Source organism: Streptomyces sp. NPDC004561, assembly GCF_053602155.1.
The window spans coordinates 24,503-49,235 of record NZ_JBSGDB010000007.1; the positions used below are offsets into that span (position 1 = coordinate 24,503).

General features: G+C 71.3%; 22 protein-coding genes. 7 read left to right on the top strand and 15 right to left on the bottom strand.

The features are described 5' to 3' along the window. Positions 1-220: 220 nt before the first annotated feature. Positions 221-748 carry a universal stress protein gene (locus ACWEN3_RS01890; protein ID WP_452964372.1) on the top strand — a complete coding sequence of 176 codons (528 nt, stop codon included), beginning with the start codon at positions 221-223 and terminating at the stop codon, positions 746-748. A gap of 126 nt (positions 749-874) precedes the next feature. Continuing rightward, positions 875-1,435, top strand: coding sequence for a GPR1/FUN34/YaaH family transporter (locus tag ACWEN3_RS01895; protein ID WP_452964374.1), 561 nt, complete (start codon positions 875-877; stop codon positions 1,433-1,435). A gap of 64 nt (positions 1,436-1,499) precedes the next feature. Here ACWEN3_RS01895 and glmS read toward each other — a convergent pair whose 3' ends face one another. The 3 genes from glmS to ACWEN3_RS01910 all read right to left on the bottom strand — a co-directional run bounded on the left by glmS (position 1,500) and on the right by ACWEN3_RS01910 (position 4,640). Beyond that, entirely contained in the window at positions 1,500-3,317 is a 1,818-nt protein-coding gene (gene glmS, locus ACWEN3_RS01900; protein ID WP_452964377.1) for a glutamine--fructose-6-phosphate transaminase (isomerizing), read from the bottom strand. 26 nt (positions 3,318-3,343) lie between these two features. After that, complete coding sequence (locus tag ACWEN3_RS01905) at positions 3,344-3,601, bottom strand: hypothetical protein (protein WP_452964379.1); 258 nt, start codon at positions 3,599-3,601, stop codon at positions 3,344-3,346. Between the two features lie 166 nt (positions 3,602-3,767). Beyond that, positions 3,768-4,640 carry a DUF4429 domain-containing protein gene (locus ACWEN3_RS01910; protein WP_452964381.1) on the bottom strand — a complete coding sequence of 291 codons (873 nt, stop codon included), beginning with the start codon at positions 4,638-4,640 and terminating at the stop codon, positions 3,768-3,770. 62 nt (positions 4,641-4,702) lie between these two features. On the opposite strand from ACWEN3_RS01910, the gene ACWEN3_RS01915 reads away from it, so the two are divergent. Beyond that, the gene (locus ACWEN3_RS01915) at positions 4,703-6,304 is read left to right on the top strand and encodes a beta-N-acetylhexosaminidase (RefSeq protein ID WP_452964383.1); all 1,602 of its coding nucleotides are present in this window, start codon (positions 4,703-4,705) and stop codon (positions 6,302-6,304) included. A 59-nt stretch (positions 6,305-6,363) separates the two neighbouring features. Here the strand turns inward: ACWEN3_RS01915 and ACWEN3_RS01920 are convergent, their stop codons facing one another. From ACWEN3_RS01920 to ACWEN3_RS01965, 10 genes are all read right to left on the bottom strand, one after another. Further along, entirely contained in the window at positions 6,364-8,133 is a 1,770-nt protein-coding gene (locus ACWEN3_RS01920) for an IucA/IucC family protein (RefSeq protein WP_452964386.1), read from the bottom strand. Continuing rightward, entirely contained in the window at positions 8,130-8,654 is a 525-nt protein-coding gene (locus ACWEN3_RS01925) for a GNAT family N-acetyltransferase (protein WP_452964389.1), read from the bottom strand. Before ACWEN3_RS01925 ends, ACWEN3_RS01920 begins: the two co-directional genes overlap by 4 nt. After that, entirely contained in the window at positions 8,651-9,934 is a 1,284-nt protein-coding gene (locus tag ACWEN3_RS01930) for a lysine N(6)-hydroxylase/L-ornithine N(5)-oxygenase family protein (RefSeq protein ID WP_452964392.1), read from the bottom strand. Before ACWEN3_RS01930 ends, ACWEN3_RS01925 begins: the two co-directional genes overlap by 4 nt. After that, the gene (gene desA / locus ACWEN3_RS01935) at positions 9,918-11,360 is read right to left on the bottom strand and encodes a lysine decarboxylase DesA (protein WP_452964395.1); all 1,443 of its coding nucleotides are present in this window, start codon (positions 11,358-11,360) and stop codon (positions 9,918-9,920) included. The genes ACWEN3_RS01930 and desA overlap by 17 nt, the downstream gene beginning before the upstream one ends. 114 nt (positions 11,361-11,474) lie before the next feature. Further along, complete coding sequence (locus ACWEN3_RS01940) at positions 11,475-12,329, bottom strand: siderophore-interacting protein (protein ID WP_452964397.1); 855 nt, start codon at positions 12,327-12,329, stop codon at positions 11,475-11,477. Positions 12,330-12,370: 41 nt separating this feature from the next. Next, positions 12,371-13,417, bottom strand: a complete 1,047-nt coding sequence (locus tag ACWEN3_RS01945; RefSeq protein ID WP_452964400.1) for an ABC transporter substrate-binding protein — start codon at positions 13,415-13,417, stop codon at positions 12,371-12,373. A 190-nt stretch (positions 13,418-13,607) separates the two neighbouring features. Beyond that, positions 13,608-14,768, bottom strand: coding sequence for an acyl-CoA dehydrogenase family protein (locus tag ACWEN3_RS01950; protein WP_452964403.1), 1,161 nt, complete (start codon positions 14,766-14,768; stop codon positions 13,608-13,610). A 5-nt stretch (positions 14,769-14,773) separates the two neighbouring features. Beyond that, positions 14,774-15,697: a hydroxymethylglutaryl-CoA lyase gene (locus tag ACWEN3_RS01955; protein WP_452964425.1), complete on the bottom strand. Its 924-nt coding sequence runs from the start codon at positions 15,695-15,697 to the stop codon at positions 14,774-14,776. Positions 15,698-15,714: 17 nt separating this feature from the next. After that, complete coding sequence (locus tag ACWEN3_RS01960; RefSeq protein ID WP_452964405.1) at positions 15,715-17,643, bottom strand: acetyl/propionyl/methylcrotonyl-CoA carboxylase subunit alpha; 1,929 nt, start codon at positions 17,641-17,643, stop codon at positions 15,715-15,717. Between the two features lie 11 nt (positions 17,644-17,654). Further along, on the bottom strand, positions 17,655-19,271 hold the full coding sequence (locus ACWEN3_RS01965; protein ID WP_452964408.1) for a carboxyl transferase domain-containing protein: 1,617 nt from the start codon (positions 19,269-19,271) through the stop codon (positions 17,655-17,657). A 97-nt stretch (positions 19,272-19,368) separates the two neighbouring features. Between ACWEN3_RS01965 and ACWEN3_RS01970 the strand changes: the two genes are divergently transcribed. The 4 genes from ACWEN3_RS01970 to ACWEN3_RS01985 all read left to right on the top strand — a co-directional run bounded on the left by ACWEN3_RS01970 (position 19,369) and on the right by ACWEN3_RS01985 (position 22,916). Continuing rightward, positions 19,369-19,965 carry an SACE_7040 family transcriptional regulator gene (locus tag ACWEN3_RS01970; protein ID WP_452964411.1) on the top strand — a complete coding sequence of 199 codons (597 nt, stop codon included), beginning with the start codon at positions 19,369-19,371 and terminating at the stop codon, positions 19,963-19,965. Between the two features lie 116 nt (positions 19,966-20,081). After that, on the top strand, positions 20,082-21,239 hold the full coding sequence (locus ACWEN3_RS01975) for an acyl-CoA dehydrogenase family protein (protein WP_452964414.1): 1,158 nt from the start codon (positions 20,082-20,084) through the stop codon (positions 21,237-21,239). 36 nt (positions 21,240-21,275) lie between these two features. Next, positions 21,276-22,142: an acyl-CoA thioesterase gene (locus ACWEN3_RS01980; protein ID WP_452964416.1), complete on the top strand. Its 867-nt coding sequence runs from the start codon at positions 21,276-21,278 to the stop codon at positions 22,140-22,142. A gap of 465 nt (positions 22,143-22,607) precedes the next feature. Beyond that, the gene (locus ACWEN3_RS01985) at positions 22,608-22,916 is read left to right on the top strand and encodes a hypothetical protein (RefSeq protein ID WP_452964419.1); all 309 of its coding nucleotides are present in this window, start codon (positions 22,608-22,610) and stop codon (positions 22,914-22,916) included. Positions 22,917-22,955: 39 nt separating this feature from the next. Here the strand turns inward: ACWEN3_RS01985 and ACWEN3_RS01990 are convergent, their stop codons facing one another. Then, a complete protein-coding gene (locus tag ACWEN3_RS01990; RefSeq protein ID WP_452964420.1) occupies positions 22,956-23,744 on the bottom strand; it encodes a phosphatase in 789 nt (262 codons plus the stop codon). Positions 23,745-23,822: 78 nt separating this feature from the next. Continuing rightward, positions 23,823-24,733 (bottom strand): helix-turn-helix domain-containing protein (locus ACWEN3_RS01995; protein ID WP_452964423.1); only part of this gene is annotated, 911 nt, incomplete at its 5' end.

Here is a 24,733-nt window from a genome sequence, read left to right on the forward strand (position 1 = left end):
TGTACGGGGCAGCGAGCATTGCGTTACGGGCGTCGCTCGTGCATGCTCCGGTGAACCCCTACGGACGTCGGGGGACCGCTTACGGAGCGTGCGCGGGATCTGGGCTCGGGAGGCGTGCCGCCGTACCCTTGGGGGTATGGGGTGGGGAAGATGTTTCCCGGACACAGCTCCGTCGCACACTGTCGACCCACCCATAAAGGATCACAACGCCGAGACAGCCATGGCCGGTCACGAATTCTTCGAACCCGCGGACCGCAAGCGGCCGGTCGCCGATCCCACGGCGGCCGATCCCCTGGCGGCGGAAGAGTCACACCCCTCCTGCGATCCTGCCTTCCGGCACGGAGTCGTCGTCGGCTTCGACGGCTCGACGTCCAGTGAGCGCGCCCTCGCCTACGCGATCGGCATGGCGCACCGCTCCCACTCCGGTCTGATCATCGTCCATGTCGCCAACCGGCTGCCCACCACCGTGTGGGCCGGCTGCGAGCCGCCCGTCTTCGTCGACGTGCCGGACCACCGCACCGAGGTCCTGGGGCTGGAACTGGCCTGTGCGGACTATCTGGCGGAGGTGCCGTGGATCCTGGTCGAGCGCGGCGGTGACATCTGCCACGAACTCGAAGAGGTGGGCCGGGAGTACGAGGCGGACGCGATCGTCGTCGGCTCCACGCACGGCATCGTCGGCCGGATCTTCGGCTCGGTCGCGGGACGGCTCGCCAAGCGGGCGAAGCGGCCCGTGATCGTCATCCCCTGAGCGTCTCACGCCCCGTCAACTTCCTTTGTGCAGCACGAAACTACTCGCGCGTAGAGGTGGTTTGTGCCCTTGTGAAGGGCATATACCGGTCACCGCGCAACTGCACATGCATGAAGGGAGCCCGCCGTGGACAACGACGTCTCCGCGGGAATCGGAAGCACTACCGTGGTCGGCCGACTCGCCCTGGGTGTCACCCTGTTGGCGTTCGGGCTCGGTACGACCGGCGTGATCGACGGCGTGGCGGCCTCCGACGCCGTCTCGCTGGCCCACTACGTGGGCGGGGTCGCGCTCTTCCTCGTTGGTCTGCTGGCCTTCCGTGACCGCGACAGCGCCTCCGGCACGGGCTTCGTGGCCCTCGGCGCGCTGTGGTTCACCTGGGCCGTCTCCGGTCAGGGCTCCGCCCACGCGGCCGGGCTCTTCCTGGTCCTGTTCGCCCTCGTGGCGCTCACGCTGGCCCTGGCGGGCGGCGACAGTCTCGGTCAGGCCGTGTACGGGCTGCTGTTCCTGGCGATGCTCGTGCTCGCCGTGGCGCAGTTCGCGGACAGTTCCGTTCTCACCAAGGTCGGCGGCTGGGTGGCCGTCGTCTCCGGGGCGGTGGCCTGGTACGCGGCGACGGCGGCCGTCGCGCACTGGCCGACGGTGCTTCCCCGGCGTGCCGCCGGCCGGGGGGTGACGGCCACCGGCTGATCCACAGCGGCACGGAAAGGACCCCCACGTGTCAGGTGGCTCACGTGGGGGTCCGCTCCGTTTTCTATTCGACCGTCACGGACTTCGCCAGGTTTCGCGGCTTGTCTATGTCGCGGCCCAGGGCCTTCGCCGTGTGGTAGGCCAGAAGCTGGAGCGGGATGCCCATGAGGATCGGGTCGAGCTCGTCCTCGTTCTTGGGGACGACGATCGTCTGGTCGGCCTTCTCCTGGAGCTGGTGGGCCACGGCGAGGATCTTGCCCTCGCGGGCCTTGATCTCCTCCAGGGCCGCGCGGTTCTTCTCCAGGAGGTCGTCGTCGGGGACGATCGCCACCGTGGGCAGGGCCGGCTCGATCAGGGCCAGCGGGCCGTGCTTCAGCTCGGAGGCCGGGTAGGCCTCGGCGTGGATGTAGGAGACCTCCTTGAGCTTGAGGGAGGCCTCGCGGGCCACCGGGTAGCCACGGACCCGGCCGATGAAGAGCATCGAGCGGGCGTCGGCGTAGCTCTCGGCCAGCTTCCGGATCTCCTCCTCCTGCTTCAGGATCTCGGTGATCTGCTCCGGCAGCCTGCGCAGGCCCTCGATGATCCGCTTGCCGTCGCGCACGGAGAGGTCGCGGGTGCGGCCGAGGTGCAGCGCCAGGAGGGCGAAGGCGACCGTGGTGTTGGTGAAGCACTTGGTGGAGACCACGCAGACCTCCGGGCCGGCGTGCACGTAGATGCCGCCGTCCGCCTCGCGGGCGATCGCCGAGCCGACCACGTTGACCACGCCGAGGACGCGGGCGCCCTTGCGCTTCAGCTCCTGGACCGCCGCGAGGACGTCGTACGTCTCACCGGACTGGGAGACCGCCACGTACAGGGTGTCGGGGTCCACCACCGGGTTGCGGTAGCGGAACTCCGAGGCGGGCTCGGCGTCGGCGGGGATGCGGGCCAGCTCCTCGATCATCTGGGCGCCGATCATGCCCGCGTGGTACGACGTGCCGCAGCCGAGGATCTTCACCCGGCGGATCTGCCGGGCCTCGCGGGCGTCCAGGTTGAGGCCGCCGAGGTGCACGGTGGAGAACCGGTCGTCGATGCGGCCGCGCAGCACGCGGTCGACGGCGTCGGCCTGCTCGTGGATCTCCTTGTGCATGTAGGTGTCGTGGCCGCCCATGTCGTACGACTCGGCCTCCCACTCCACGGTGGTGGGCTCGGCCGTCGTACGGGTGCCCTCGGTGGTGTAGGTGCGGAAGTCGTCGGCCTTGAGGGTGGCCATCTCGCCGTCGTCGAGGGTCACTATCTGCCGGGTGTGGGTGACCAGGGCGGCGATGTCCGAGGCGACGAACATCTCCTTCTCGCCGATGCCGAGGACCACCGGGGAGCCGTTGCGGGCCACCACGATCCGGTCGGGGAAGTCGGCGTGCAGCACGGCGATGCCGTAGGTGCCCTCGATCACGCGGACGGCCTGACGGACCTTCTCCTCCAGCTTGTCCGCCGGGGAGCGGGCGATGAGGTGGGTGAGGACCTCGGTGTCGGTCTCGGAGAGGAACTCGACGCCGTCCGCCTCCAGCTTGCGGCGCAGGTCGGAGGCGTTGTCGATGATGCCGTTGTGGACGACCGCGACCTTGTTGTCGGCCGACATGTGCGGGTGGGCGTTGGCGTCGGAGGGGGCGCCGTGGGTGGCCCAGCGGGTGTGGGCGATGCCGGTCGTGCCCTTGAAACGCGCCGGGACCTTGGCCTCCAGGTCGCGCACCCGGCCCTTGGCCTTCACCATCTTCAGGCCGGGCGTCTTCGGGGAGGTGACGACGATGCCCGCGGAGTCGTAGCCGCGGTACTCCAGCCGCTGCAGGCCCTCCAGGAGGAGGGGGGCGACGTCACGCTTCCCGATGTATCCGACAATTCCGCACATGTATACGCATCTCTCAGCCTGGCGTCTCAGCCGTAGACCATGCGGCGCAGCTGCCTGAGCGTCAGCTCCGGCGGCGCCACCGCCCGGTATTTCAGGTCCGCCTCGATCCGTCCGAAGATCTCCGTGTTCACCAGGCCCTGCGCCTGGAGTTCGCGGTGGCGGCGACGGACGAAATCCTGGGTCGTCTCGTCGAAGTAGGCGAGCACGTCCTGGACCACGCGCAGCGCCTCGCCCCGGCTCAGGGGCGTGGACCGCGTCAGATGATCGACAAGTTCGTCGTGCACCCGGTAGATCCTGGGGTACCGGTCGCCGTTTCGCAAGAATCATGCCCGATTTCGGGCAGCTTCCCGCGGGAAGTGATGTGCATCTCAGCGAACAACCGATCGACGGCACCGCCCGCCCCGAGGCCGAGGGTGTGGTCCACGTCACTGCCGGCGCCGCGGGCGGTCCTCACAGCCGTTTGAGGACCGCCTGTTTGGCCCGGGCGAACTCCTCGTCGGTCAGCACCCCGTCGCGGTGCAGTTCGCCCAGCTCGCGCAGCCGCCGCAGCAGCGCGTCGTGGCCGTCCTCGGCGCGTGCCCCGGCGGGCGCCGGCGGCTCCGGGCGCACCTGCGCCTCCGCCGAGGCAGGGTGCGGCAGCCGCGCCTGCACGGCGGCGGCGACCAGGGCCATCAGCGGGTCCTTCCTGAAGCCCCACAGCTCGACCGCGTTCGGGTCGTACTTGGGCGGCGCGGTGACCGGCGCGTCGCGCACCAGGAACCGCAGATGGCCGTTCTCCAGGCCGGCCGCCGGCTGCCACTCCACGCCGACGACGTCCCCGAGCGGGATGGCCCGGGGGCCGGTGGCGGCCTTGGCGTCCTCCGTCTTCCAGTTCCACTCCAGCCGTACCCGCTCCCCGTCGAAGCCCGCGGTGCCGTCCCCGGCGGAGGCGGACACCGGCAGGGAAGGCCCCGGCAGCAGGAACCCGGTCACGGGGTCGGGTGAAACCCCCTCCAGCAACAGGACGTTGCGCACCTCGTCCGCGAAGTACTCGGCGACGCCGTACCGGTCGGACTCCACCGTCAGCTGGTAGGGGTCGTCCGGGTCGGCGAGCCGGCGCCCGGTGGCCTGCAGCAGCGGGTCGGCGCCGTCCCGCAGCCGCAGCCTCAGCCGCCCCGACCTCCTGCCCTGCTCGAAGGAGACACCGGCCAACGCATCCAGGGGGACGACGAGTTCGCCCAGCTCGCGGCGGAGCAGACCGACGTTCCTGTCCCGGCCCGGGGTGAGCCGCAGGGCGTCACCGTCGAAGGCCCAGATGCCGTCCTTCTGGATGATTTCCGCCATGGAGAGATTGTTTCACCGGATCTGCGGGAGAGTGGTCTCGACCACATCTGAAGGGAGCGCATGTGAGACGGAACCACAGCACGACTCCCCGAACCCCTCGCATCCTCGGATCGCTGCTGCTCGTCGCTGCGGCCGGTGTCCTCACCCTCGGCGCGGCGCCCAGCGCGCGCGCCGCGGTCCCGGCCCCGCCGGACCGGGTGGTCCCGGCGCCCGCCTCCGTCCTGCCGGGCGGAACCCCGTACCGCATCACCAGCGCCACCCGTGTGCGCGTCGACGGCTCGGCCGAGACCCGTCGCGTCGGCGCCTACCTCACCGGCATCCTGCGGCCCTCCACCGGCTATCCGCTGCCGCTCACCGACCACGGCACCGGCGGCATCCGGCTCCTCCTCGCGCCGAACGGCCTCGGCGCCGAGGGCTACCTGCTGCACAGCGGCGCCGGCGGCGTCACCATCACCGCGAGCGCCCCCGCCGGCCTCTTCCACGGCGTCCAGACGCTGCGTCAGCTCCTCCCGGCCGCCGTGGAGAAGCGGACCGTCCAGCCCGGCCCCTGGCAGATCGCGGGCGGCACCATCGTGGACCGCCCCCGCTACGCCTACCGCGGCGCCATGCTGGACGTCTCCCGGCACTTCTTCACCGTCGCCCAGGTCAAGCGGTACATCGACCAGCTGGCCCTCTACAAGATCAACGAGCTGCATCTGCACCTCAGCGACGACCAGGGCTGGCGCATCGCCATCGACTCCTGGCCGCGCCTCGCCTCGTACGGGGGTTCCACCGAGGTCGGCGGCGGCAGGGGCGGGTACTACAGCAAGGCGGACTACCGGGAGATCGTCCGGTACGCGGCCTCCCGCTTTCTGGAGGTCGTCCCCGAGATGGACATGCCCGGCCACACCAACGCGGCCCTGGCCTCCTACGACCAGCTCAACTGCGACGGCGTGGCGCCCCCGCTGTACACCGGCACGGAGGTCGGCTTCAGCTCGCTGTGCGTGCCCAAGCAGGTCACGTACGACTTCGTGGACGACGTGATCAGGGAGATCGCCGCCCTCACCCCGGGCCGCTATCTGCACATCGGCGGCGACGAGGCGCACTCCACCAGCCACACCGACTACGTGAAGTTCATGGACCGGGTGCAGCCGATCGTCGCCAAGTACGGCAAGACGGTCATCGGCTGGCACCAGCTCACCGGCGCCCACCCCGCCAAGGGCGCCCTCGCCCAGTACTGGGGCCTGGACGGCACCAGCGCGGCGGAGAAGGCACAGGTCGCGAAGGCCGCCCAGAACGGCACGGGGCTGATCCTGTCCCCGGCCGACCGGGTGTACCTCGACATGAAGTACACCAAGAACACCAGGCTCGGCCTGACCTGGGCGGGTCTGGTGGAGGTGAAGCGGTCGTACGACTGGGACCCGGGCGCCTATCTGCCCGGCGCCCCCGCGTCCGCCGTCAGGGGGGTGGAGGCGCCCCTGTGGTCCGAGACCCTCAAGACGTCCGCCGACATCGAGTACATGGCCTTCCCGCGTCTCGCGGGCGCGGCCGAGCTGGGCTGGTCCCCGGCGGCCACCCACGACTGGGGGGCCTACAAGGTGCGGCTGGCGGCCCAGGGCCCGCGCTGGACCGCCCTCGGCATCGACTACTACAGGTCGCCGCAGGTGCCCTGGCCGGAGGGCTGACCGAGGGCGGGCGGGCGCCCCGGAGGACCGTACTCCGGGGCGCCCGCCCTTCGGGGCGCTCAGAACCCCGAGATGGGGTTCTCCAGTTCGCCCACCAGCTGCAGCGCGCCGGACGGGTCGGCGAGGTCCACCATCTGCCGGTTGTCGCGCAGCTGGAGCCGGTTGAGGCAGGACAGGGCGAACGTCGGGGCGAAGATGTCGTACTGAGCGAACCTGTCGGCCAGTTCGGGGGCCGAGCGCTGGTACGCGCGCGTGACCTCCGCGACCGTCCGCCAGAAGTCGTCCTCCGCGAGGATCCCCTCGGTGGCGAGGTTCGCCGCGAGGAAGCGGAAGAAGCAGTCGAAGACGTCGGTGAAGAGGGACAGCAGCTTCTGGTCGTCCGGGACGTCGACCCGGATCCGCCGCACCTCCGGCGGCAGGACCGCGTCCGGGTCCATCACCGCTATCTCCTCGGCGATGTCCTTGTAGACCGCGCGCCGGACGACCCCGTCCTTCAGCACCAGCACCACGTTCTCGCCGTGCGGCATGAAGACGAGGTCGTAGGCGTAGAAGCTGTGCAGGAGCGGGGTGTAGTACGCGCGCAGGTACCGGCGCAGCCACGCGGAGGGCGTGAGCCCGGACCGCTCGATCAGGGCGCCCGCGAAGGAGGCGCCCCGGTGGTCCACGTGCAGCAGGGAGGCCATGGTGGCGAGCGACTCGCCGTCGCCCAGCGAGGGCACCGGACTCTCGCGCCACAGCGCGGCGAGCATCTTGCGGTACGGCGAGTGGCGGTCGGTGGCCCGCTCGTACTCCAGGTGCCGGTAGCCGACGGCCGCCCGCTCCCGGATGACCGACAGACCGGTCGCCCTCAGCACGGGGTCGCTCTCGATGAGCCGGGAGAGCCAGTCGTTGATCGCCGGGGTCGCCTCCATGTAGGCGGCCGAGAGCCCGCGCATGAAGCCCATGTTGAGGACCGACAGAGCCGTCTTCACATAGTGCTTGTGTGGGGCGCTGGTGTTGAAGAAGGTCCGTACGGACTGCTGGGCCAGGTACTCGTCGTCGCCCTCGCCGAGGCAGACGAGGTGCCGGCGGGCGACCTCGGCGGCGAAGGTGACGGAGAGCTTGTTCCACCACTGCCAGGGGTGCACCGGGATGAGCAGGTAGTCGGCGGGGTCGAGGCCCTGTCCGGTGAGCGTGGCGCGGAACCGGTTCAGCGTTCCCTCGCCCAGCTCCTCCCGCAGGAAGGACTCGTACTCGATGCCGGCCCCCGCCGTGAACGCGGCCCGGGAGCGGTGCGCGGCCAGCCACACCAGCCGCACCGGGCTCGCGGTCTCGGGGGCGTACGCCAGGTACTCCCGGACGCCGAACCCGAGCCGCCCGTTGTTCGCGACGAAGCACGGGTGGCCTTCGGTCATGCCGGTCTCGATGTCCTGGAAGCCCCGGCGGGCCAGCTCGGCGGAGGTCACCTCCGGTTTGGCCAGCTTGTAGCAGGTGCTCGAGAGGGTGGAGGAGATCTCCTCCAGGTAGACCGGCAGGATCTCGTCGCCCAGCCCCAGGGAGTCCTTCAGTTCGATGAAGAAGTCCAGGGCGGCGAGGGGGAGTTCGGCGCCGTCGCGGTGGCGGCTGATGGAGGCCGGGTCTATCTCCCAGTGGTCGAGGGCGCGGCGGACGGCGCGGAACCGGTAGGAGGTGAGCCCGTCGTCCCCGCGGACGACGTACCGCTCGCCCTCCCGCTCGGGCGTGATCAGCCGCTCGTGCGCGAACTCGGCGAGCGCCTTGCGGACCAGCAGCCGGTTCGCGATCTCCCAGCGCTCGGGGGAGAGATGGGCCACGGCGCCGGCGAGGGTCATGCCGCCACCGCCTTCGTGAACCGCTCCCGGGTGCAGAAGCTCAGCAGCGCCCGCTTCTCCGGCTTCCGGATCTCCCGCTCGGGCACGAACCCGACGGCCGCGTTCAGGGCGTGCACGGCCGTGTTGCGCACGTCCGGCTCGACCACCACCCGCCGGGTCGCCGGGTCCTCGAAGAGGTACGTCATCACGGCCGTGATGACGGCCCGGGTGAACCCGTGCACCGGAGTGTCCGTCGGCGCGACGAGGAAGTGCATGCCGACGTCGCCCGGCTCCGGCTCGTACAGCCCGACCAGCTCCCGGTGCGCCGGGTCGTACCGCTCCATCAGGAAGACCGGCTCGCCGTCGAGCAGCCCGAGGAAGGCGTCGTGGTGCTCGTCCGCCGCGATCTCCAGGTAGGCCCGCTCGACGTCCTCCGGCCTCGCGTCCCCCATCATCCAGAACGCGGCCTTGGGATGCGTGACCCAGCCGTGCAGCAGCAGACCGTCCGTCAGGGGGTCGAGGGGGCGGATCGTGAACCTCATACGGCGAACTCCTGGAAGGCGACGGACTTCTCGACCGGGTAGTACGCGGTGCCGAGCAGCTCGCGGATGATGTACGAGTTGCGGTACGCGCCCATGCCCAGGTCGGGGCTGGTGATGCTGTGGGTGTGGACGCCGGCGTTCTGGAGGAAGACGCCGCGGCCGGTGACGTCGACGGCGTAGTTGCGGGCGACGTCGAAGCGGCCGTGGCCGTCGAAGCGGAGGCGGTCCTCGATCGGCGTGAGGAAGGCCGGGGGCTCGTAGTGGTAGCCGGTGGCCAGCAGCAGGCCCTCGGTGCGGATCTCGAAGTCCTTGCCCTGCTCGTCCTGGTGGAAGGCGAGCGAGTAGCCGCCGTCGCCGTGACGGGCGCCGACGAGCGAGGAGTTGGTGAGCAGCCGGGTGGGGACGGGGCGGTCGCCGCTCTCCACGTCCTTCTGGTAGAGCAGGTCGAAGATCGAGTCGATCAGATCCGAGTTGATGCCCTTGTACAGGCCCTTCTGCTGCTTCTCCAGCCGGTGGCGGGTCTCCTCGGGAAGGGCGCGGAAGTAGTCGACGTAGTCCGGGGAGGTCATCTCCAGGGTCAGCTTGGTGTACTCCAGCGGGAAGAACCGCGGGGAGCGGGTGACCCAGTTGAGCTGGTAGCCGTGGACGTCGATCTCGGTGAGCAGCTCGTGGTAGATCTCGGCCGCGCTCTGGCCGCTGCCGACGATCGTGATGGACTTCTTCGCCTGGAGCTCCGCCTTGCGGTGCATGTACTGGGAGGTGTGCAGGAAGTCCCCGTCCAGCCCCTGGCAGGCCGGCGGGACGAAGGGGACGGTTCCCGTGCCGAGGACCAGGTGCCGGGCGCGGAAGGTCTCGCCGGTCCGGGTGCGGACCACGTACAGCTCGTCCTCGTACGTCACCTCGGTGACCGTGGTGCCGAAGCGGACGCTGCTCAGCCGGTTCGCCGCCCAGCGGCAGTAGTCGTCGTACTCGATCCGCAGGGGATAGAAGTTCTCCCGGATGTAGAAGGGGTACAGCCGGCCCTTCTCCTTCAGGTAGTTGAGGAAGGAGTACGGCGAGGTGGGGTCGGCGAGGGTGACCAGGTCCGACATGAAGGGGGTCTGGAGGTGGGCGCCGTCCAGGAACATGCCGGCGTGCCACTCGAAGCCGGGCTTGGACTCCAGGAAGACGCCGTCCAGTTCGGCGATCGGCTCGGTGAGGCAGGCGAGTCCGAGGTTGAAGGGGCCGAGCCCGATCCCCACGAAGTCATGGGTGCGGCTGGCTTCAGGAAGCGCGGTCAAGGGGCTCTCCCAGGTACTGCTCGGCGTGGCCGGCGATCAGGTCGAGGACGGCGGCGATGTCGGCCGGCGTCGTCTCGGGGTTGAGCAGGGTGAACTTCAGGAAGTGGCGGCCGCCGACCTTGGTGCCCGCGACTACGGCGTCGCCGGAGGCGAACAGCGCCTTGCGGGCGTGGAGGTTGGCGCGGTCGATCCCCACCGGGTCGGTGACGGCCGCCGGGACGTAGCGGAAGACGAGGGTGGACAGGGTGGGCTCGACGACGACGTCGAAGCGGGGGTCGGCGGCGAGCAGCCGCCAGCCCTCGGCCGCCAGGTCGCAGACCCGGTCGAAGAGTTCGCCGATGCCGTCGGCGCCCATCACCCGCAGGGTCAGCCACAGCTTGAGGGCGTCGAAGCGGCGGGTGGTCTGCAGGGACTTGTCGACCTGGTTGGGGATGCGCTCGCGCACCATGCGGCGCGGGTTGAGGTAGTCCGCGTGGTAGGTGGCGTGGCGCAGGGTGGCCGCGTCCCGGACCAGCAGGGCGGACGAACTCACCGGCTGGAAGAAGGACTTGTGGAAGTCGACCGTCACCGAGTCGGCCCGTTCGATGCCGTCGATGCGGCGCCGGTACTTGCGGGAGGCGAGCAGTCCGCAGCCGTAGGCGGCGTCCACGTGCAGCCACACGCCGTACTGGGCGCACAGCCCGGCGATCTCCGGCAGCGGGTCGATGGACCCGAAGTCGGTGGTGCCGGCGGTGGCGACGACGGCCATGGGGACCAGGCCGCCTTGGCGGCAGCGCTCCAGTTCGCGGGCGAGCGCGACGGTCTGCATGCGCTTGTCGTGGTCGACCGGTACGGGGACGACCGCGTCCGGTCCCAGGCCGAGCAGTTTCGCCGACTTCTGCACGCTGAAGTGGCCGGCCTCGGAGGCGAAGATCCGCAGGCAGCGGAGGTCGTCGGTCTTCGCCTCCTCCCTCGCCAGCAGCAGCGCCTGGAGGTTGGACTGGGTACCGCCCGAGGTGAACACGCCGTCGGCGGCGGGGCCGAGGCCGATCCGGCCGGCCGTCCAGTCGACGAGCCTGCGCTCGATGAGGGTGCCGCCGGCCGACTGGTCCCAGGTGTCGAGGGAGGAGTTGACCGCGGCGAGCACGGCCTCGCCGACCACCGCGGGGATGACGACCGGGCAGTTGAGGTGGGCGAGGTAGCGGGGGTGGTGGAAGTAGACCGCGTCCCGGAGGTAGACGTCCTCCAGCTCGTCCAGGACGGCGGCGGTGTCGCCGAGCGGCCGGTCGAGGTCGACGGCGTCGACGCGGGGGGCGAGGGCGTCCACGGTGACGCCGGTGAACGGACGGCCGGTGGTGGCGAGTTGGGCCGCCACCCGCTCGACTCCTTCGGTCACGGAGCGGCGGTAGTGCTCCGCGGTGAGGCCATTGAGCAGGTGCGAGCGCATGTGGGGGTCCTCCGAGGGGACAGTCCGTGCGATGGGTTCAACTTAGGTTAGCCTAACCTAAATTCTTTGGATCAAGGCATGAATCACCCATGACCGGAGTCGCTTCAGGGGTGGTTACGCCGCGGCCCGGAGCTGTTCCTCGGTCATGCCCCGGCGCCAGTACCCGACGAAGGTCACCCGGCGCCGGTCGACCCCGCGCTCGCCGACGAAGTGCCGCCGCAGCGCCTTCACCTGCCCCGACTCGCCCGCGAGCCACACGTACGGCCGCTCGGCGGCGGGCAGTGGCGCGGCCCGTACGGCGTCGACGGCCGCGGCGGCGCCGTCGTGCCGCACGAGCCAGGTGATCTCCGCGTCCGCGTCCGTGGGCACGTCCTGGATGTCCCCGGCGTGCGGCACCTCCAGCCAGGCGCGGACGCGGACGCCGGCGGGGAGGGACTCCAGCACCGCGGTGGCGGCGGGCACGGCGGTCTCGTCGCCCCACAGGACCACCAGATCGGCGTCCTCGGGCGGGCGGAACCGGATCGCGCGGTTGTCGGCGATCGCCGGGCCGAGCAGCAGGACGCGGTCACCCGCGGCGGCCCGGGAGGCCCAGCGGGAGGCGGGCCCGGCGGGAGCGGGAGCGTCTGGCCCGACGCCGTGCAGGGCGAAGTCGATGTCGATCTCGCTCGTGCGGCCCAGGGTGTCCCGGCGCAGGGCCCGCAGGGTGTACGACCGCATCACCGCCCGTACGTCGTCGGGCAGTTCGCGCCACGCCTGCCACCAGCCGTCACCCGGTTCCAGCGGGACGACGGGCTCGGTCTGGCCGGGATGCGGCAGGAACAGGGAGAGGGACTGGTCGCGCCCGCCGGAGTGGAAGGCGTCCAGACCGGGGCCCGCGAAGGTGACCCGGACCAGAGACGGACCGAGCCGCCTCGTCCGTACGACCTGCAGAGCGAAGAAACGGAACGGGGCGGCCACGGCCGTCGTCATGTGTGGCTCCTGAGGGTGGGATTCAGGGCGTTGACAGGGGGTCAGCCGAGCTTCCTGGCCTTCTCCAGGGCCTCGGCGAGGTTCGTCAGCAACGGGACGCACTTGTCGTAGGAGAGGATCGGCTCCGGTGAACGGGCGATGACCTGACCCGCCCTCACCGCGGGCAGCTTCTTCCAGGTCGGCTTGGTGATGTCGGCGGGCTGGATGGCCGAGGCGCGGTCGTCCATCATGATGATGTCGGCGTGGTACTTGTCGACGTTCTCCCAGCTCAGCGACTCGTACCAGCCGCCGCCCTGCTTCTTGGCGCTCTGCGGGGGCTCGACGAAGTTCACGCCGAGGGCCTTGAAGTACTCGAGGTCGACGGAGAGGTCGGTTCCGGAGACGTAGAAGAGCTGGTCGCTCGCGCTCGCGGCCATCACCCTGAGGCCGGGCCTGGCCTTGGCGGCGGCCCGCAGCCGGGCGGCCGCTGCCTCGAACCGCTTCTTTGCGTCGGTGGCCCTGGCCGCCTTCATGTCCGCGCCGAGCGACTCGGCGAGCTCCCACATCCGCCGCAGCGGCTCGGTGAGCTGCCGGTCGTAGACGGAGATGCCGACACTGGGCGCCAGTTGGGCGATCTTCTTCTTGGACTCCTCGGGTACGTACCAGAGGGTGCCGGCGTCGTCGAACAGGGTGGAGATCAGCACGTCCGGGGCGAGGGACGCGTACTTCTCCAGGTTGAACTGGCCCCAGGTGTTGCCGAGGACCGTCACCTTGCTGACGTCCATGTCGCCGGCCTGGACATCGGCCTTGCCGTCCTCGGTCGTGGTCGGGCCGAAGACGCCCTTGACCTGGATGCCGTAGTCGTACAGCGCGGCGCCGACACCGGTGAACGCCACGATGTCCGCGGGCACCCTGTCCAGCTTCAGCGTCGTGCCGCGGTCGTCCTTGAAGGACCACGGACCGGACTTGGCGGTGGTGCTCCCCGAGCCGGAGGTCCCGTCTTTCCCCTTGCCGTCCCCGCAGGCGGCGAGCGCGGCGCCGAGCGCGACGGCGCCGCCCGCGGCGAGGAGGCCGCGGCGATTCAGGTGGAGGGCACGGGTGTTGGGCATGGCTCGGCTGCTTTCGGAACAGGGCGGGACGGCCCACCGGACTGGGTCGTAGGTCAGGTTAGCCTAACCTAAGTTGATGTCCAGAGGGTGTGTCCGTTCCGGCTCCGCCCGAGTGGCTCGAAAGGACCTGAGCGGCTCGAAAGCAAGGGCCGGCCCCCCGCGGGGGGCCGGCCCTTTCCCTGATCCGGTCTCAGCTCACCAGGCCCAGCTCGCGGGCGATCAGCATCCGCTGGACCTCGCTCGTGCCCTCGCCGATCTCCAGGATCTTGGAGTCGCGCCACATGCGGGCCACCGGGTACTCGTTCATGAAGCCGTAGCCGCCGTGGACCTGCGTGGCGTCACGGGCGTTGTCGACGGCGACCGTGGAGGAGTACAGCTTGGCCAGGGCCGCCTCCTTCTTGAAGGGCTCGCCGGCCACCAGCCGCGAGGCGGCGTCGCGCCAGGCGAGACGGGCCGTGTGGGCCTTCATCTCCATGTCGGCGATCTTGAACTGGATGGCCTGGTTGGCGCCGATCGGGCGGCCGAAGGCCTGGCGCTCCTTCGCGTACTTCACCGACTCGTCCACACAGCCCTGGGCGAGGCCGGTGGCGAGCGCCGCGATGGCGATGCGGCCCTCGTCGAGGATGCGCAGGAACTGGGCGTAGCCCCGGCCCTCCGCGCCGAGCAGGTTGGCGGCGGGCACCCGGACGTCCTGGAAGGACAGCTCGCGGGTGTCCGAGGCGTTCCAGCCGACCTTCGAGTAGGGCGCGGCCACCGTGAAGCCCGGGGTGCCGGACGGCACGATGATCGCCGAGATCTGCGGCCTGCCGTCCGGCTTGCGGCCGGTGACCGCCGTGACCGTCACCAGGCCGGTGATGTCCGTGCCCGAGTTGGTGATGAAGCACTTCGTGCCGTTGATCACCCACTCGTTCGTGTCCGGGTCCAGGCGGGCCGTCGTACGGGTCGCGCCGGCGTCGCTGCCGCCGTCCGGTTCCGTCAGGCCGAACGCGCCGAGGACCTCGCCCGAGCACAGCCGGGGCAGCCACTCCCGCTTCTGCTCCTCGGAGCCGAACAGATGCAGGGGCATGGCGCCCAGGGAGACGCCCGCCTCCAGGGTGATGGCCACCGAGGAGTCCACCCGGGCCAGCTCCTCCAGGGCGATGCCGAGGGCCAGGTAGTCGCCGCCCATGCCGCCGTACTCCTCCGGGAACGGCAGCCCGAACAGGCCCATGCGGCCCATCTCCCGGACGATCTCGTACGGGAACTCGTGCCGCTCGTAGAAGTCGCCGATCTTCGGCGCCACCACGTCATGGGCGAACTCCTCCACCGTGCGGCGGAGTTCCTCCAGCTCGGAGCTGAGACGGTGGTCCATGCTGATCACTGGTCCTTGTGGGAGAGGGCGCGGACGGTACGGGAGGGGCTGGGGCGGCCCAGCTGTTCGGCCATCCACACGCTGGTGGCGGTCAGACGGCCGAGGTCGACCCCGGTCTCGATGCCGAGGCCGTGCAGCATCCAGACGAGGTCCTCGGTGGCGAGGTTGCCGGTGGCGGACCGGGCGTACGGGCAGCCGCCGAGCCCGCCGGCGGACGCGTCGATCGTCGTCACGCCGTGCTCCAGGGCCGCGTGGGTGTTGGCAAGCGCCTGGCCGTAGGTGTCGTGGAAGTGCACACCGATCACGTTGGTCGGCACGCCCTCCTCGTTGAGCAGGCTGAGCAGTTCGAGCACATGGCCCGGGGTGGCCACGCCGATGGTGTCGCCGAGGCTCAGCTCGTCGCAGCCCATGTCCCGCAGGGCGGTGCAGACCCGGGCCACCTGGTGCAGGGGGACCGCGCCCTCCCAGGGGTCGCCGAAGCACATCGACACATAGCCGCGCACGTGCACCCCCTCGTCCTTGGCGTGCCGTACCACCGGCTCGAACACGGCCAGCGACTCGTCCAGCGTGCGGTTGAGGTTGGCCTTGGCGAAGGACTCCGTGGCGCTGGCGAAGACGGCGACCCGGTCGGCGCCGAGCGCGAGCGCCCGGTCCAGGCCCCGCTGATTAGGCACCAGCACGGGCAGCGCGACCTCGGACAGGTCGCTCACCAGCGGGAACAGCTGCTCGGCGTCGGCGAGCTGGGGTACCCACTTGGGGTGCACGAAGCTCGTCGCCTCGATGGTGGTCAGGCCCGCGTCGGCCAGCCGGCGGATGAACTCCGCCTTCACCTCCGTCGGCACGGCCGTCTTCTCGTTCTGCAGCCCGTCGCGCGCGCCGACCTCGTGGATCCGCACCCGCGCGGGCAGGTCCGGGGCCGGTACGACCATGGGCAGTGCGTCGGGACTCACTCCGCCTCCTCCTTGGGCGCGATGACGGCCAGCACCTGGTCCATGGCGACCGTGGTGCCGGGGGTCACGTCCAGCTCGGCGACCGTGCCGGCGTGTGGGGCGGAGATGACGTGCTCCATCTTCATCGCCTCCACCACCAGCAGGCTCTGCCCGGCGGCCACCTCGTCGCCGACGGCCACCTTCACCACTGTCACCGTGCCGGGCATCGGCGCGGTCAGCGAGTCGGCGCCGGCATGCGCGGAGCGGCCGAGGGACGCGGCCACCGGGTCGTGGTCCCGTACCTGCCAGGCGTCGCCGTCGCGGCCGATCCAGTCACCGGCGCGGTGGAAGGTGTGCCGGACGCCGTCCAGGGCGACGCTCACCCGGTCGCCGGTGACGGTGTGGGCGCCCCGGGGGGCGTACGACACCGGGTCCTGCACCCGGAGGTGGAAGGCGGGCGGCTTCGGGGTGCCGCCGAGGCGCCAGCCGCTCGGCACCGAGAAGGGATCCGTCCAGCCCTCAGCCGGGGGCCGCAGGGCCTCCAGGCGTACGGCCGCCGCCGCCTCGTACACCTCCTCGGGCACGTCGGTGATGACCAGGTCGTCCACCACCCGCTCCACGAGCCCGGTGTCCAGGTCGCCCGCCATCACCGCCGGGTGCGCGAGCAGCCGGCGCAGGAAGCCCGCGTTGGTCTGCACGCCGAGCGTCACCGTCCGCGCGAGCGCCGCCCGGAGCTTCCTGAGCGCCGTCTCCCGGTCGGGGCCGTAGGCGATCACCTTGGACAGCATCGGGTCGTACAGGCTGCCCACCTCGGTGCCCTCGCTGAGCCCGGAGTCGGTGCGCACGCCGTCGCCCTGGGGTTCGAGGAGCCGCAGGACCGTGCCGCCGGAGGGCAGGAAGCCGCGGGCGGGGTCCTCGGCGCAGATCCGCGCCTCGACCGCGTGCCCGGTCAGCTTCACGTCCTCCTGGGCGAAGCCCAGCCGCTCCCCGGCCGCCACCCGCAGCTGCCACTCCACCAGGTCCAGGCCGGTGACCAGCTCGGTGACGGGGTGCTCCACCTGGAGGCGGGTGTTCATCTCCATGAAGTAGTACGACGAGGGATCACTGCCCGGCACGATGAACTCCACCGTGCCCGCGCCCCGGTACCCGCAGCTGCGCGCCGCCTGCACGGCCGCCTCGCCCATCGAGGCGCGGGTGGCCTCGTCGAGGAGCACGCTCGGCGCCTCCTCGATGATCTTCTGGTGGCGCCGCTGGAGCGAGCACTCGCGCTCGCCGAGGTGGACCACGTTCCCGTGGCCGTCGGCCAGCACCTGGATCTCGATGTGCCGGGGCCGGTCGATCCACCGCTCGACCAGCAGGGTGTCGTCGCCGAAGGAGGCACGGGCCTCGCGGCGGGCGGCGGCGATCTCCTCCTCCAGCGCGGCCACGTCCCGCACCAGCCGCATGCCCTTGCCGCCGCCACCGGCGGACGGCTTGAGCAGCACCGGGGTCCCGATCTCCCGGGCGGCCGCCGCGAGCTGCGCGTCGGTCAGCCCGCTGCCGCTGGAGCCGGGCACGACCGGGACCCCGGCCGCCTGCACGGTCTCCTTGGCGCGGATCTTGTCGCCCATCAGCGCGATGGCGTCCGCCGGCGGGCCGATGAAGACCAGGCCCGCCTCCTCGCAGGCACGGGCGAAGCCCGCGTTCTCCGCGAGGAAGCCGTACCCGGGGTGGACGGCCTGGGCGCCGGTGCGGGCGGCGGCCTCCAGCAGCCGCTCCACGGACAGATAGCTCTCGGCGGCCGGCGCCGGCCCGATCCGGACCGCCGTGTCGGCCTCCCGGACGTGCCGCGCGTCGGCGTCGGCGTCGGAGAAGACCGCCACCGAGCGCACGCCCAGCGAGCGGAGCGTACGGATGACGCGTACGGCGATCTCGCCGCGGTTGGCTACCAGCACTGTGTCGAACACGGTTCCCCTCCTCACATCCGGAAGACGCCGAACTGGGGCTCGCCCAGTGGCGCGTTGGCGCAGGCCGTCAGGGCGAGTCCGAGCACCTGACGGGTGTCGAGCGGGTCGATCACGCCGTCGTCCCAGAGGCGGGCGGTGGCGTAGTAGGCGCTGCCCTGGCGCTCGTACTGGGCGCGGATCGGGGCCTTGAAGGTGTCCTCGTCCTCGGCGGGCCAGTCCTCGCCCCGGGCCTCCAGCTGGTCCCGCTTGACCGTGGCGAGGACGCTGGCCGCCTGCTCGCCGCCCATCACGGAGATCTTGGCGTTGGGCCACATCCACAGGAAGCGGGGGGAGTAGGCCCGGCCGCACATCGAGTAGTTGCCCGCGCCGTAGGAACCGCCGACGACGACGGTCAGCTTCGGCACGCGGGTGCAGGCGACGGCCGTCACCATCTTGGCGCCGTGCTTGGCGATACCGCCGGCCTCGTAGTCCTTGCCGACCATGAAGCCCGAGATGTTCTGCAGGAACACCAGCGGGATCCCGCGCTGGTCGCACAGCTCGATGAAGTGCGCGCCCTTCTGGGCGGACTCGGAGAAGAGGATGCCGTTGTTGGCGACGATCCCGACCGGGTGGCCGTGGATCCGGGCGAAGCCGGTGACCAGGGTCTGCCCGAACTCGCTCTTGAACTCGGCGAACTGCGAGCCGTCGACGACGCGCGCGATGATCTCGCGGACGTCGTAGGGGGTGCGGGAGTCGACCGGGACGGCGCCGTACAGGCCGAACGGGTCGGCCTTGGGCTCGACGGCCGGCTGGACCTCCCAGGGGAGGGGCTGCCGGGCCGGGAGCGTGGCGACGATGTTCCGGACGATCCGCAGGGCGTGCGCGTCGTCCTCGGCGAGGTGGTCGGTGACACCGGACACGCGCGAGTGGACCTCGCCGCCGCCCAGTTCCTCCGCCGTCACGACCTCACCGGTCGCCGCCTTCACCAGTGGCGGGCCGCCGAGGAAGATGGTCCCCTGGTTGCGGACGATCACCGCCTCGTCGCTCATGGCGGGGACGTACGCACCGCCCGCCGTGCACGATCCGAGGACGGCCGCGATCTGCGGGATACCGGCGCCGGACATCCGGGCCTGGTTGTAGAAGATCCGCCCGAAGTGCTCGCGGTCCGGGAACACCTCGTCCTGCATCGGCAGGAAGGCGCCGCCGGAGTCGACCAGGTAGACGCAGGGCAGCCGGTTGTCGAGGGCCACCTCCTGCGCGCGCAGGTGCTTCTTCACCGTCATCGGGTAGTAGGTGCCGCCCTTGACCGTGGCGTCGTTGGCGACGATCACGCACTCGCGCCCGCTGACCCGCCCGATGCCGGCGATCACCCCCGCGGCCGGGGCCTGTCCGTCGTACATCCCGTCGGCCGCGAGCGGGGCCAGCTCCAGAAAGGGGGAGCCCGGGTCGAGCAGCGTGTCGACCCTGTCCCTCGGCAGCAGCTTGCCCCGCGCGGTGTGCCGGGCCCGAGCCCTCTCGCCGCCGCCGAGCGCCGCCGCGGCCAGCTTGCCGCGCAGCTCCTCGACGAGCGCGTTGTGGGCTTGTTCATTGGCCCGCCAGGCCTCCGACGCGGGATCTGCCGCGCTCCGGAGCTCCGGTGCCTCCTGCATCCTGCGGTCCCCTCACACGGTGATCGAACCAGTTAATGAGCGTTAACCATTTCCTTCAGGTTAACGACCGCTAACCTCGCTGTCTAGAATTGCCTGCATGGTCACCAGAACCGACGCTCCCACCCGTCGTGAGCAGATCCTGAAGGAGGCCGCCCGGCTGTTCGCCGAGCGCGGCTTCCACGGTGTGGGTGTGGACGAGATAGGCGCCGCCGTCGGCATCAGCGGCCCCGGTCTGTACCGCCACTTCCCGGGCAAGGACGCGATGCTCGCCGAGCTGCTGGTCGGCATCAGCGGCCAGCTGCTGACGGGCGCCAAGCGCCGCCTGGCGGAGGCCGACGGAGTGCCCGCGACCCGGATCCTCGACTCCCTCATCGAGGGCCACATCGACTTCGCCCTGGACGACCGGCCTCTGATCACCCTGCACGACCGCGAGCTGGACCGCCTGCGCGACAGCGACCGCAAGCTGGTCCGCCAGCTCCAGCGGCAGTACGTCGAGCTGTGGGTGGAGGTGGTCCGCGAGGTGTACCCGGGGCTGTCCGAGCCGACGGCCCGGTCCGCCGTCCACTCGGTCTTCGGCCTGCTGAACTCCACGCCCCACCTGGGCCGGGCGGGCACCCTCCCCGGGCGGGGGGCCATGGCGGCGCTGCTGCACCGGATGGCCCGGGGGGCCTTCGGGGCGGCGGGAGAGGACTGAGGCCCCGCGGCGCGGCACCGGGGCGCGTGGCCAAGGTCACCCTGGACGCCGGAACGTACTCGCCAGTACCTTGGAGTCTGAGCAAGCGCTTAGACAGGTAGCTGGAGGTGGGCGGCGTGCGCCGTACGGTGTTCAACGAGGATCACGAGGCGTTCCGGGAGACCCTTCGCGCCTTCATCGAGGCCGAGGTCGTGCCCGTGTACGACGAGTGGTTCGCCGCCGGCCAGGCGCCGCGCGACTTCTACTACAAGCTCGGCGAGCTGGGCATCTTCGGCATCAACGTCCCCGAGGAGTTCGGCGGCGCGGGCATGGACAGCCACAAGTTCGAGGCCGTCCTCTACGAGGAGACCGCCCGCGCGGGCGTCCAGTTCGGCGGCTCCGGCGTGCACGTGCTGCTCGCCCTGCCGTACATCAAGATGCTCGCCGACGACGAGCAGAAGAAGCGCTACCTGCCCAAGTTCGTCACCGGCGAGGAGATGTGGGCCATCGCGATGACGGAGCCGGGCACCGGTTCCGACCTCGCGGGCATGAAGTCCACCGCCAAGCTCTCCGAGGACGGCACGCACTACGTCCTCAACGGCGCCAAGACCTTCATCACCGGTGGCGTCCACGCCGACCGCGTGATCGTGTGCGCCCGTACCGCCGCGCCGACCGCCGAGGACCGCCGCCACGGCATCTCCCTCTTCGCCGTCGACACCAAGTCCGAGGGCTACTCCGTCGGCCGCAAGCTCGACAAGCTCGGCCTGAAGACCTCCGACACCGCCGAGCTGGCCTTCGTCGACGTCAAGGTGCCCGTCGAGGACCTGCTCGGCGAGGAGAACAAGGGCTTCTACTACCTCGGCCACAACCTGGCCTCCGAGCGCTGGGGCATCGCCTTCGGCGCCTACGCGCAGGCCAAGGCCGCCGTCCGGTTCGCCAAGCAGTACGTCCAGGAGCGCACCGTCTTCGGTAAGCCGGTCGCCCACTTCCAGAACACCAAGTTCGAGCTGGCCGCCTGCCAGGCCGAGGTGGACGCGGCCGAGGCCGTCGCCGACCGCGCCACGGAGGCCCTGGACGCCGGCGAGCTGACGCCCGCCGAGGCCGCGTCCGCCAAGCTGTTCTGCACCGAGGTCGCCCACCGGGTGATCGACCGCTGCCTCCAGCTGCACGGCGGCTACGGGTACATGAACGAGTACCCGATCGCCCGCCTGTACGCGGACAACCGTGTCAACCGCATCTACGGCGGCACCAGCGAGATCATGAAGACGATCATCGCCAAGGACATGGGTCTGTAAGGTGCCCGCAATCACTGGCCGGTACAACTACACGTCATGAGCCAGGCACTTCAGGATCTCCTCGATCTGCTCGACCTCGAGCAGATCGAGGAGAACATCTTCCGCGGCCGGTCCCGCTCCGCCGTCGTCCCCCGTGTCTTCGGCGGGCAGGTGGCGGCGCAGGCGCTGGTCGCCGCCGGGCGGACGGTCCCGGCGGACCGGCCCGCGCACTCCCTGCACGCGTACTTCCTGCGCCCCGGGGACCCGGGCGCGCCGATCGTCTACACCGTCGACCGCATCCGCGACGGCCGGTCCTTCACCACCCGCCGGGTGGTCGCCGTCCAGCACGGCAAGCCGATCTTCCACCTCTCGGCGTCCTTCCAGACGTGGGAGGAGGGGCTCGACCACCAGACGCCGATGCCGGCCGCGCCCGATCCGGCGGGCCTGCCCACCTCCCAGGAGCGGCTGCGCGGCTACGGCCACCTCCCGTCCGAGGTCGTCGAGAAGTTCCTGGAGGCCCGCGAGGCGATCGACCTCAGGTACGTGGACGAGCCGCCGTACGGGAAGTTCGGCGAGCCGCGCGAGCCGCACAGCCAGGTGTGGTTCCGCACCAACGGCAAGCTCGACGACGACCCGCTGCAGCACGTCGTCCTCGCCACCTACGTCTCCGACATGACCCTCCTCGACTCCGTGCTGCTCGCGCACGGCCGCGGCGGCTGGGCCGTCGGCGATGTCGTCGGGGCGTCGCTCGACCACGCGATGTGGTTCCACCGCCCGTTCCGGGCCGACGAATGGCTGCTGTACGACCAGGAGTCGCCGTCCGCGCACGGCGGCCGCGGCCTCGGCCAGGCCCGTATCTACACGCAGGACGGGCAGCTCGCGATCACGGTCATCCAGGAGGGCGTGGTCCGCGTTCCGCGGTGAGCGGGAAATGGTTTCCTGAGGTGCCAAGTATGGGAACCGGGACTAGGCTCACTGAGTGAAGCCGCAAGTGCATGGCATGTGCGGCCGACGAGGTCCGTGGACACCGCTGACCTCAGCCGCGGCACCTGATGGCGCGACAGCGTCCGGGCGGGCTGCAGGCGTCGACCGAACCGATGTGTCGCACACGATCCTGCGGTGACATCCGAAGACCGTGCCGCACCCTTCCTTCTGTGCGGCGGCGGCCATCCACCTCGCGCTCTCCCGCTCCGGGACCGCGAGAGACGATGGAACGGAAGGTATCTCCTATGCGAGCACAACGCACGAGGCGCATCTTTGCCATGTCCGCAGCCGGTGCGCTGCTGGCCGGTGGAGCCGCCCTCGGTGCCGCGGGAACCGCCTCGGCGGGGACGTACGACCACCACAACGACCACGGTTCGTACAGCAGGGACTGCGGCGGCGGGTGGAATGACGACTGCGGCGGCCGCGGCGACCACGGCGACCACGGCGGCCGCGGGGACCACGGCGGCCGCGGGGACCACGGCGGCCGCGGGGACCACGGCGGCCGCGGCGATCGCGGCGACCACGGCGATCACGGTGATCACGGCGGTGGAGACCACGGTGACCACGGCGGTGGCGACCACGGTGGCGGTGGCGACCACGGTGGCGGCGGCGACCACGGTGGCGGCGGCGACCACGGCGGTGGAGGCGACCACGGCGGTGGAGGCGACCACGGCGGTGGAGGCGGTGGAGGCCGCTGAGCCGAATCGCATCTGAACACGGTGTGCGACCCCGCCCGCGGGGCCGCACATCCCGTCATTCCAGGCCGGCGGCGGCCAGCAGATACGCCGTCAGGGGGTCGTAGAAGCGCGGGCTGACGACGTGGTCGTCGAGCGGAACGGCGACCTGGAGGGTGCCCTCGGCCTCGGCGAGGAACAGCGCCGGGTCGTTGCAGTCGGCGTACCCGACCGAGTCCAGGCCGTGCTGTCCCGCGTACCCCGCCCAGCCGTGATCGGCGACCACCAGGTCCGGCAGCGGGCGTCCCGCGCGCTCAAGTCCCGTCAGCACGGCCCGCATCGGCTCCCCGGAGTGGGTGTGCCACAGCGTCGCCCCGTGCTCCAGGACGGCCACGTCCGCGAACTGCATGACGTAGCCCTCCTCCGTCTGCAGACCGTCCGGGACGACCACGATCTCGCAGCCGGCGGCGCGCAGCGCGGCGGCCGTGGCCCGGTGCACGTCCAGCAGGCCGCCCGGGTGGCCGGTGGCGAACAGCACCCGCTGCCGCCCCCCGGCCGCCTTGCGCAGCCGCGCCGCCAGCCGGTCCAGCGCGTCCACCGTCAGTTCCGGGTCGATGGTGTCCTGTCCGTACCGGTACTCGGGGTCGTCGTTGACACCCACCCGCTCGGCCATCACCGCGAGCACGTCCTGCTCGTCCGTCCAGCGGTCGCCGAGCTCCAGGCCGAGCCAGAAGTTGCGCTCGCCGTTGGCCAGCTTGCGGTAGTGGGAGAGGTTGTTCTCGCGAGGCGTGGCGACGTCCCCCGCGATACGGGTCCTCACCAGGTGGTCGACGAGCTGGGCGCGGCTGGGTGTCCCGGATATCGGCATGCCCCCCATTGTGGGGCAGCCCGCCGCGGGCGTCCCCGGCATACCGCACGCTGGGACGGGGGTCACGCACGGCCGCCGTCAGCCGTGCCGCAGCGCGAACCACAGCTCCATCCGTACGTCCGGATCGTCCAGATCGGTGTCCAGCAGGGACGCGCAGCGGGCGATGCGCTGGCGCACGGTGTTGCGGTGGACGCCCAGCGCCACCGCCGTACGGTCCCAACTGCCGTGCAGCGACAGCCAGCCGCGCAGCGTCTCGGTGAGCGCCGGCTGGTCCGCGAGCGGTGCGAGCAGCGCGCGGGCGTGCGCCCGGGCCTCGGCCGGCGGCACCAACTCCCCTCCTCCCGGCCCGGCTCGGTGCCGGGCCAGCGGGGCGCGGGTCGCGCGGGCCCGGGCCAGGGCGCGGGCCGCCTGCAGGTCGGCGGCCGGCCACTCACCCGGTCCGGCGGGCGCGCTGATCCCGAGGGTCCAGCCGGGCACCGCGACCGGTTCCCGCTCGGCGGGCACCAGCACGCGGACGACGTCCCGGCCGAGATCGATCAGCGGCGACCCGACGGCCGCCCCCAGCGCGGAGGCGGCGAGGGCGTCCGGCGCCTGCGTCTCCGGCCGGGCGTGCACCACCACCCACTCCCCGTCCCCGAGCAGCGGGGCGACCGCCTCCGGCGGGGTGCCGAGCAGCAGCCGCACCAGCGCGGACGACCGCGCCGCACCGGCCCCGCTCTGGTGCTCCCCGGTGAGCAGCGACAGCAGCACGGCGGCGACCGAGGCGATGGTGTGGCCGCCGGGTTCCCGCTCCGGACCGGCGACGCCGAGCACGAAGTCCCCTCCGCCGAGGGCGTAGACGGCCAGGTGTGTGTCCCCGACGGCGTCCGTGGCGGAGGTGGGACGGGCCGCGGGAGCCCTCGCCATGCCGGTATCGGAGATACAGGTACTGGCGGTCTGCCCTCCACGCATTCCACTGAGACGGGTGGGCAGAACATGTCTGCACCACC

Bases quoted from the DNA above. Each gene is read 5' to 3' on its own strand.
- ACWEN3_RS01890 (WP_452964372.1), top strand. From the start codon at position 221: ATGGCCGGTCACGAATTCTTCGAACCCGCGGACCGCAAGCGGCCGGTC.
- glmS (WP_452964377.1), bottom strand. From the start codon at position 3,317: ATGTGCGGAATTGTCGGATACATCGGGAAGCGTGACGTCGCCCCCCTC.
- ACWEN3_RS01910 (WP_452964381.1), bottom strand. From the start codon at position 4,640: ATGGCGGAAATCATCCAGAAGGACGGCATCTGGGCCTTCGACGGTGAC.
- ACWEN3_RS01920 (WP_452964386.1), bottom strand. From the start codon at position 8,133: ATGACCCTCGCCGGCGCCGTGGCCCATCTCTCCCCCGAGCGCTGGGAG.
- ACWEN3_RS01925 (WP_452964389.1), bottom strand. From the start codon at position 8,654: ATGAGGTTCACGATCCGCCCCCTCGACCCCCTGACGGACGGTCTGCTG.
- desA (WP_452964395.1), bottom strand. From the start codon at position 11,360: ATGCGCTCGCACCTGCTCAATGGCCTCACCGCGGAGCACTACCGCCGC.
- ACWEN3_RS01940 (WP_452964397.1), bottom strand. From the start codon at position 12,329: ATGACGACGGCCGTGGCCGCCCCGTTCCGTTTCTTCGCTCTGCAGGTC.
- ACWEN3_RS01945 (WP_452964400.1), bottom strand. From the start codon at position 13,417: ATGCCCAACACCCGTGCCCTCCACCTGAATCGCCGCGGCCTCCTCGCC.
- ACWEN3_RS01950 (WP_452964403.1), bottom strand. From the start codon at position 14,768: ATGGACCACCGTCTCAGCTCCGAGCTGGAGGAACTCCGCCGCACGGTG.
- ACWEN3_RS01955 (WP_452964425.1), bottom strand. From the start codon at position 15,697: ATGGTCGTACCGGCCCCGGACCTGCCCGCGCGGGTGCGGATCCACGAG.
- ACWEN3_RS01965 (WP_452964408.1), bottom strand. From the start codon at position 19,271: ATGCAGGAGGCACCGGAGCTCCGGAGCGCGGCAGATCCCGCGTCGGAG.
- ACWEN3_RS01970 (WP_452964411.1), top strand. From the start codon at position 19,369: ATGGTCACCAGAACCGACGCTCCCACCCGTCGTGAGCAGATCCTGAAG.
- ACWEN3_RS01980 (WP_452964416.1), top strand. From the start codon at position 21,276: ATGAGCCAGGCACTTCAGGATCTCCTCGATCTGCTCGACCTCGAGCAG.
- ACWEN3_RS01985 (WP_452964419.1), top strand. From the start codon at position 22,608: ATGACGACTGCGGCGGCCGCGGCGACCACGGCGACCACGGCGGCCGCG.
- ACWEN3_RS01990 (WP_452964420.1), bottom strand. From the start codon at position 23,744: ATGCCGATATCCGGGACACCCAGCCGCGCCCAGCTCGTCGACCACCTG.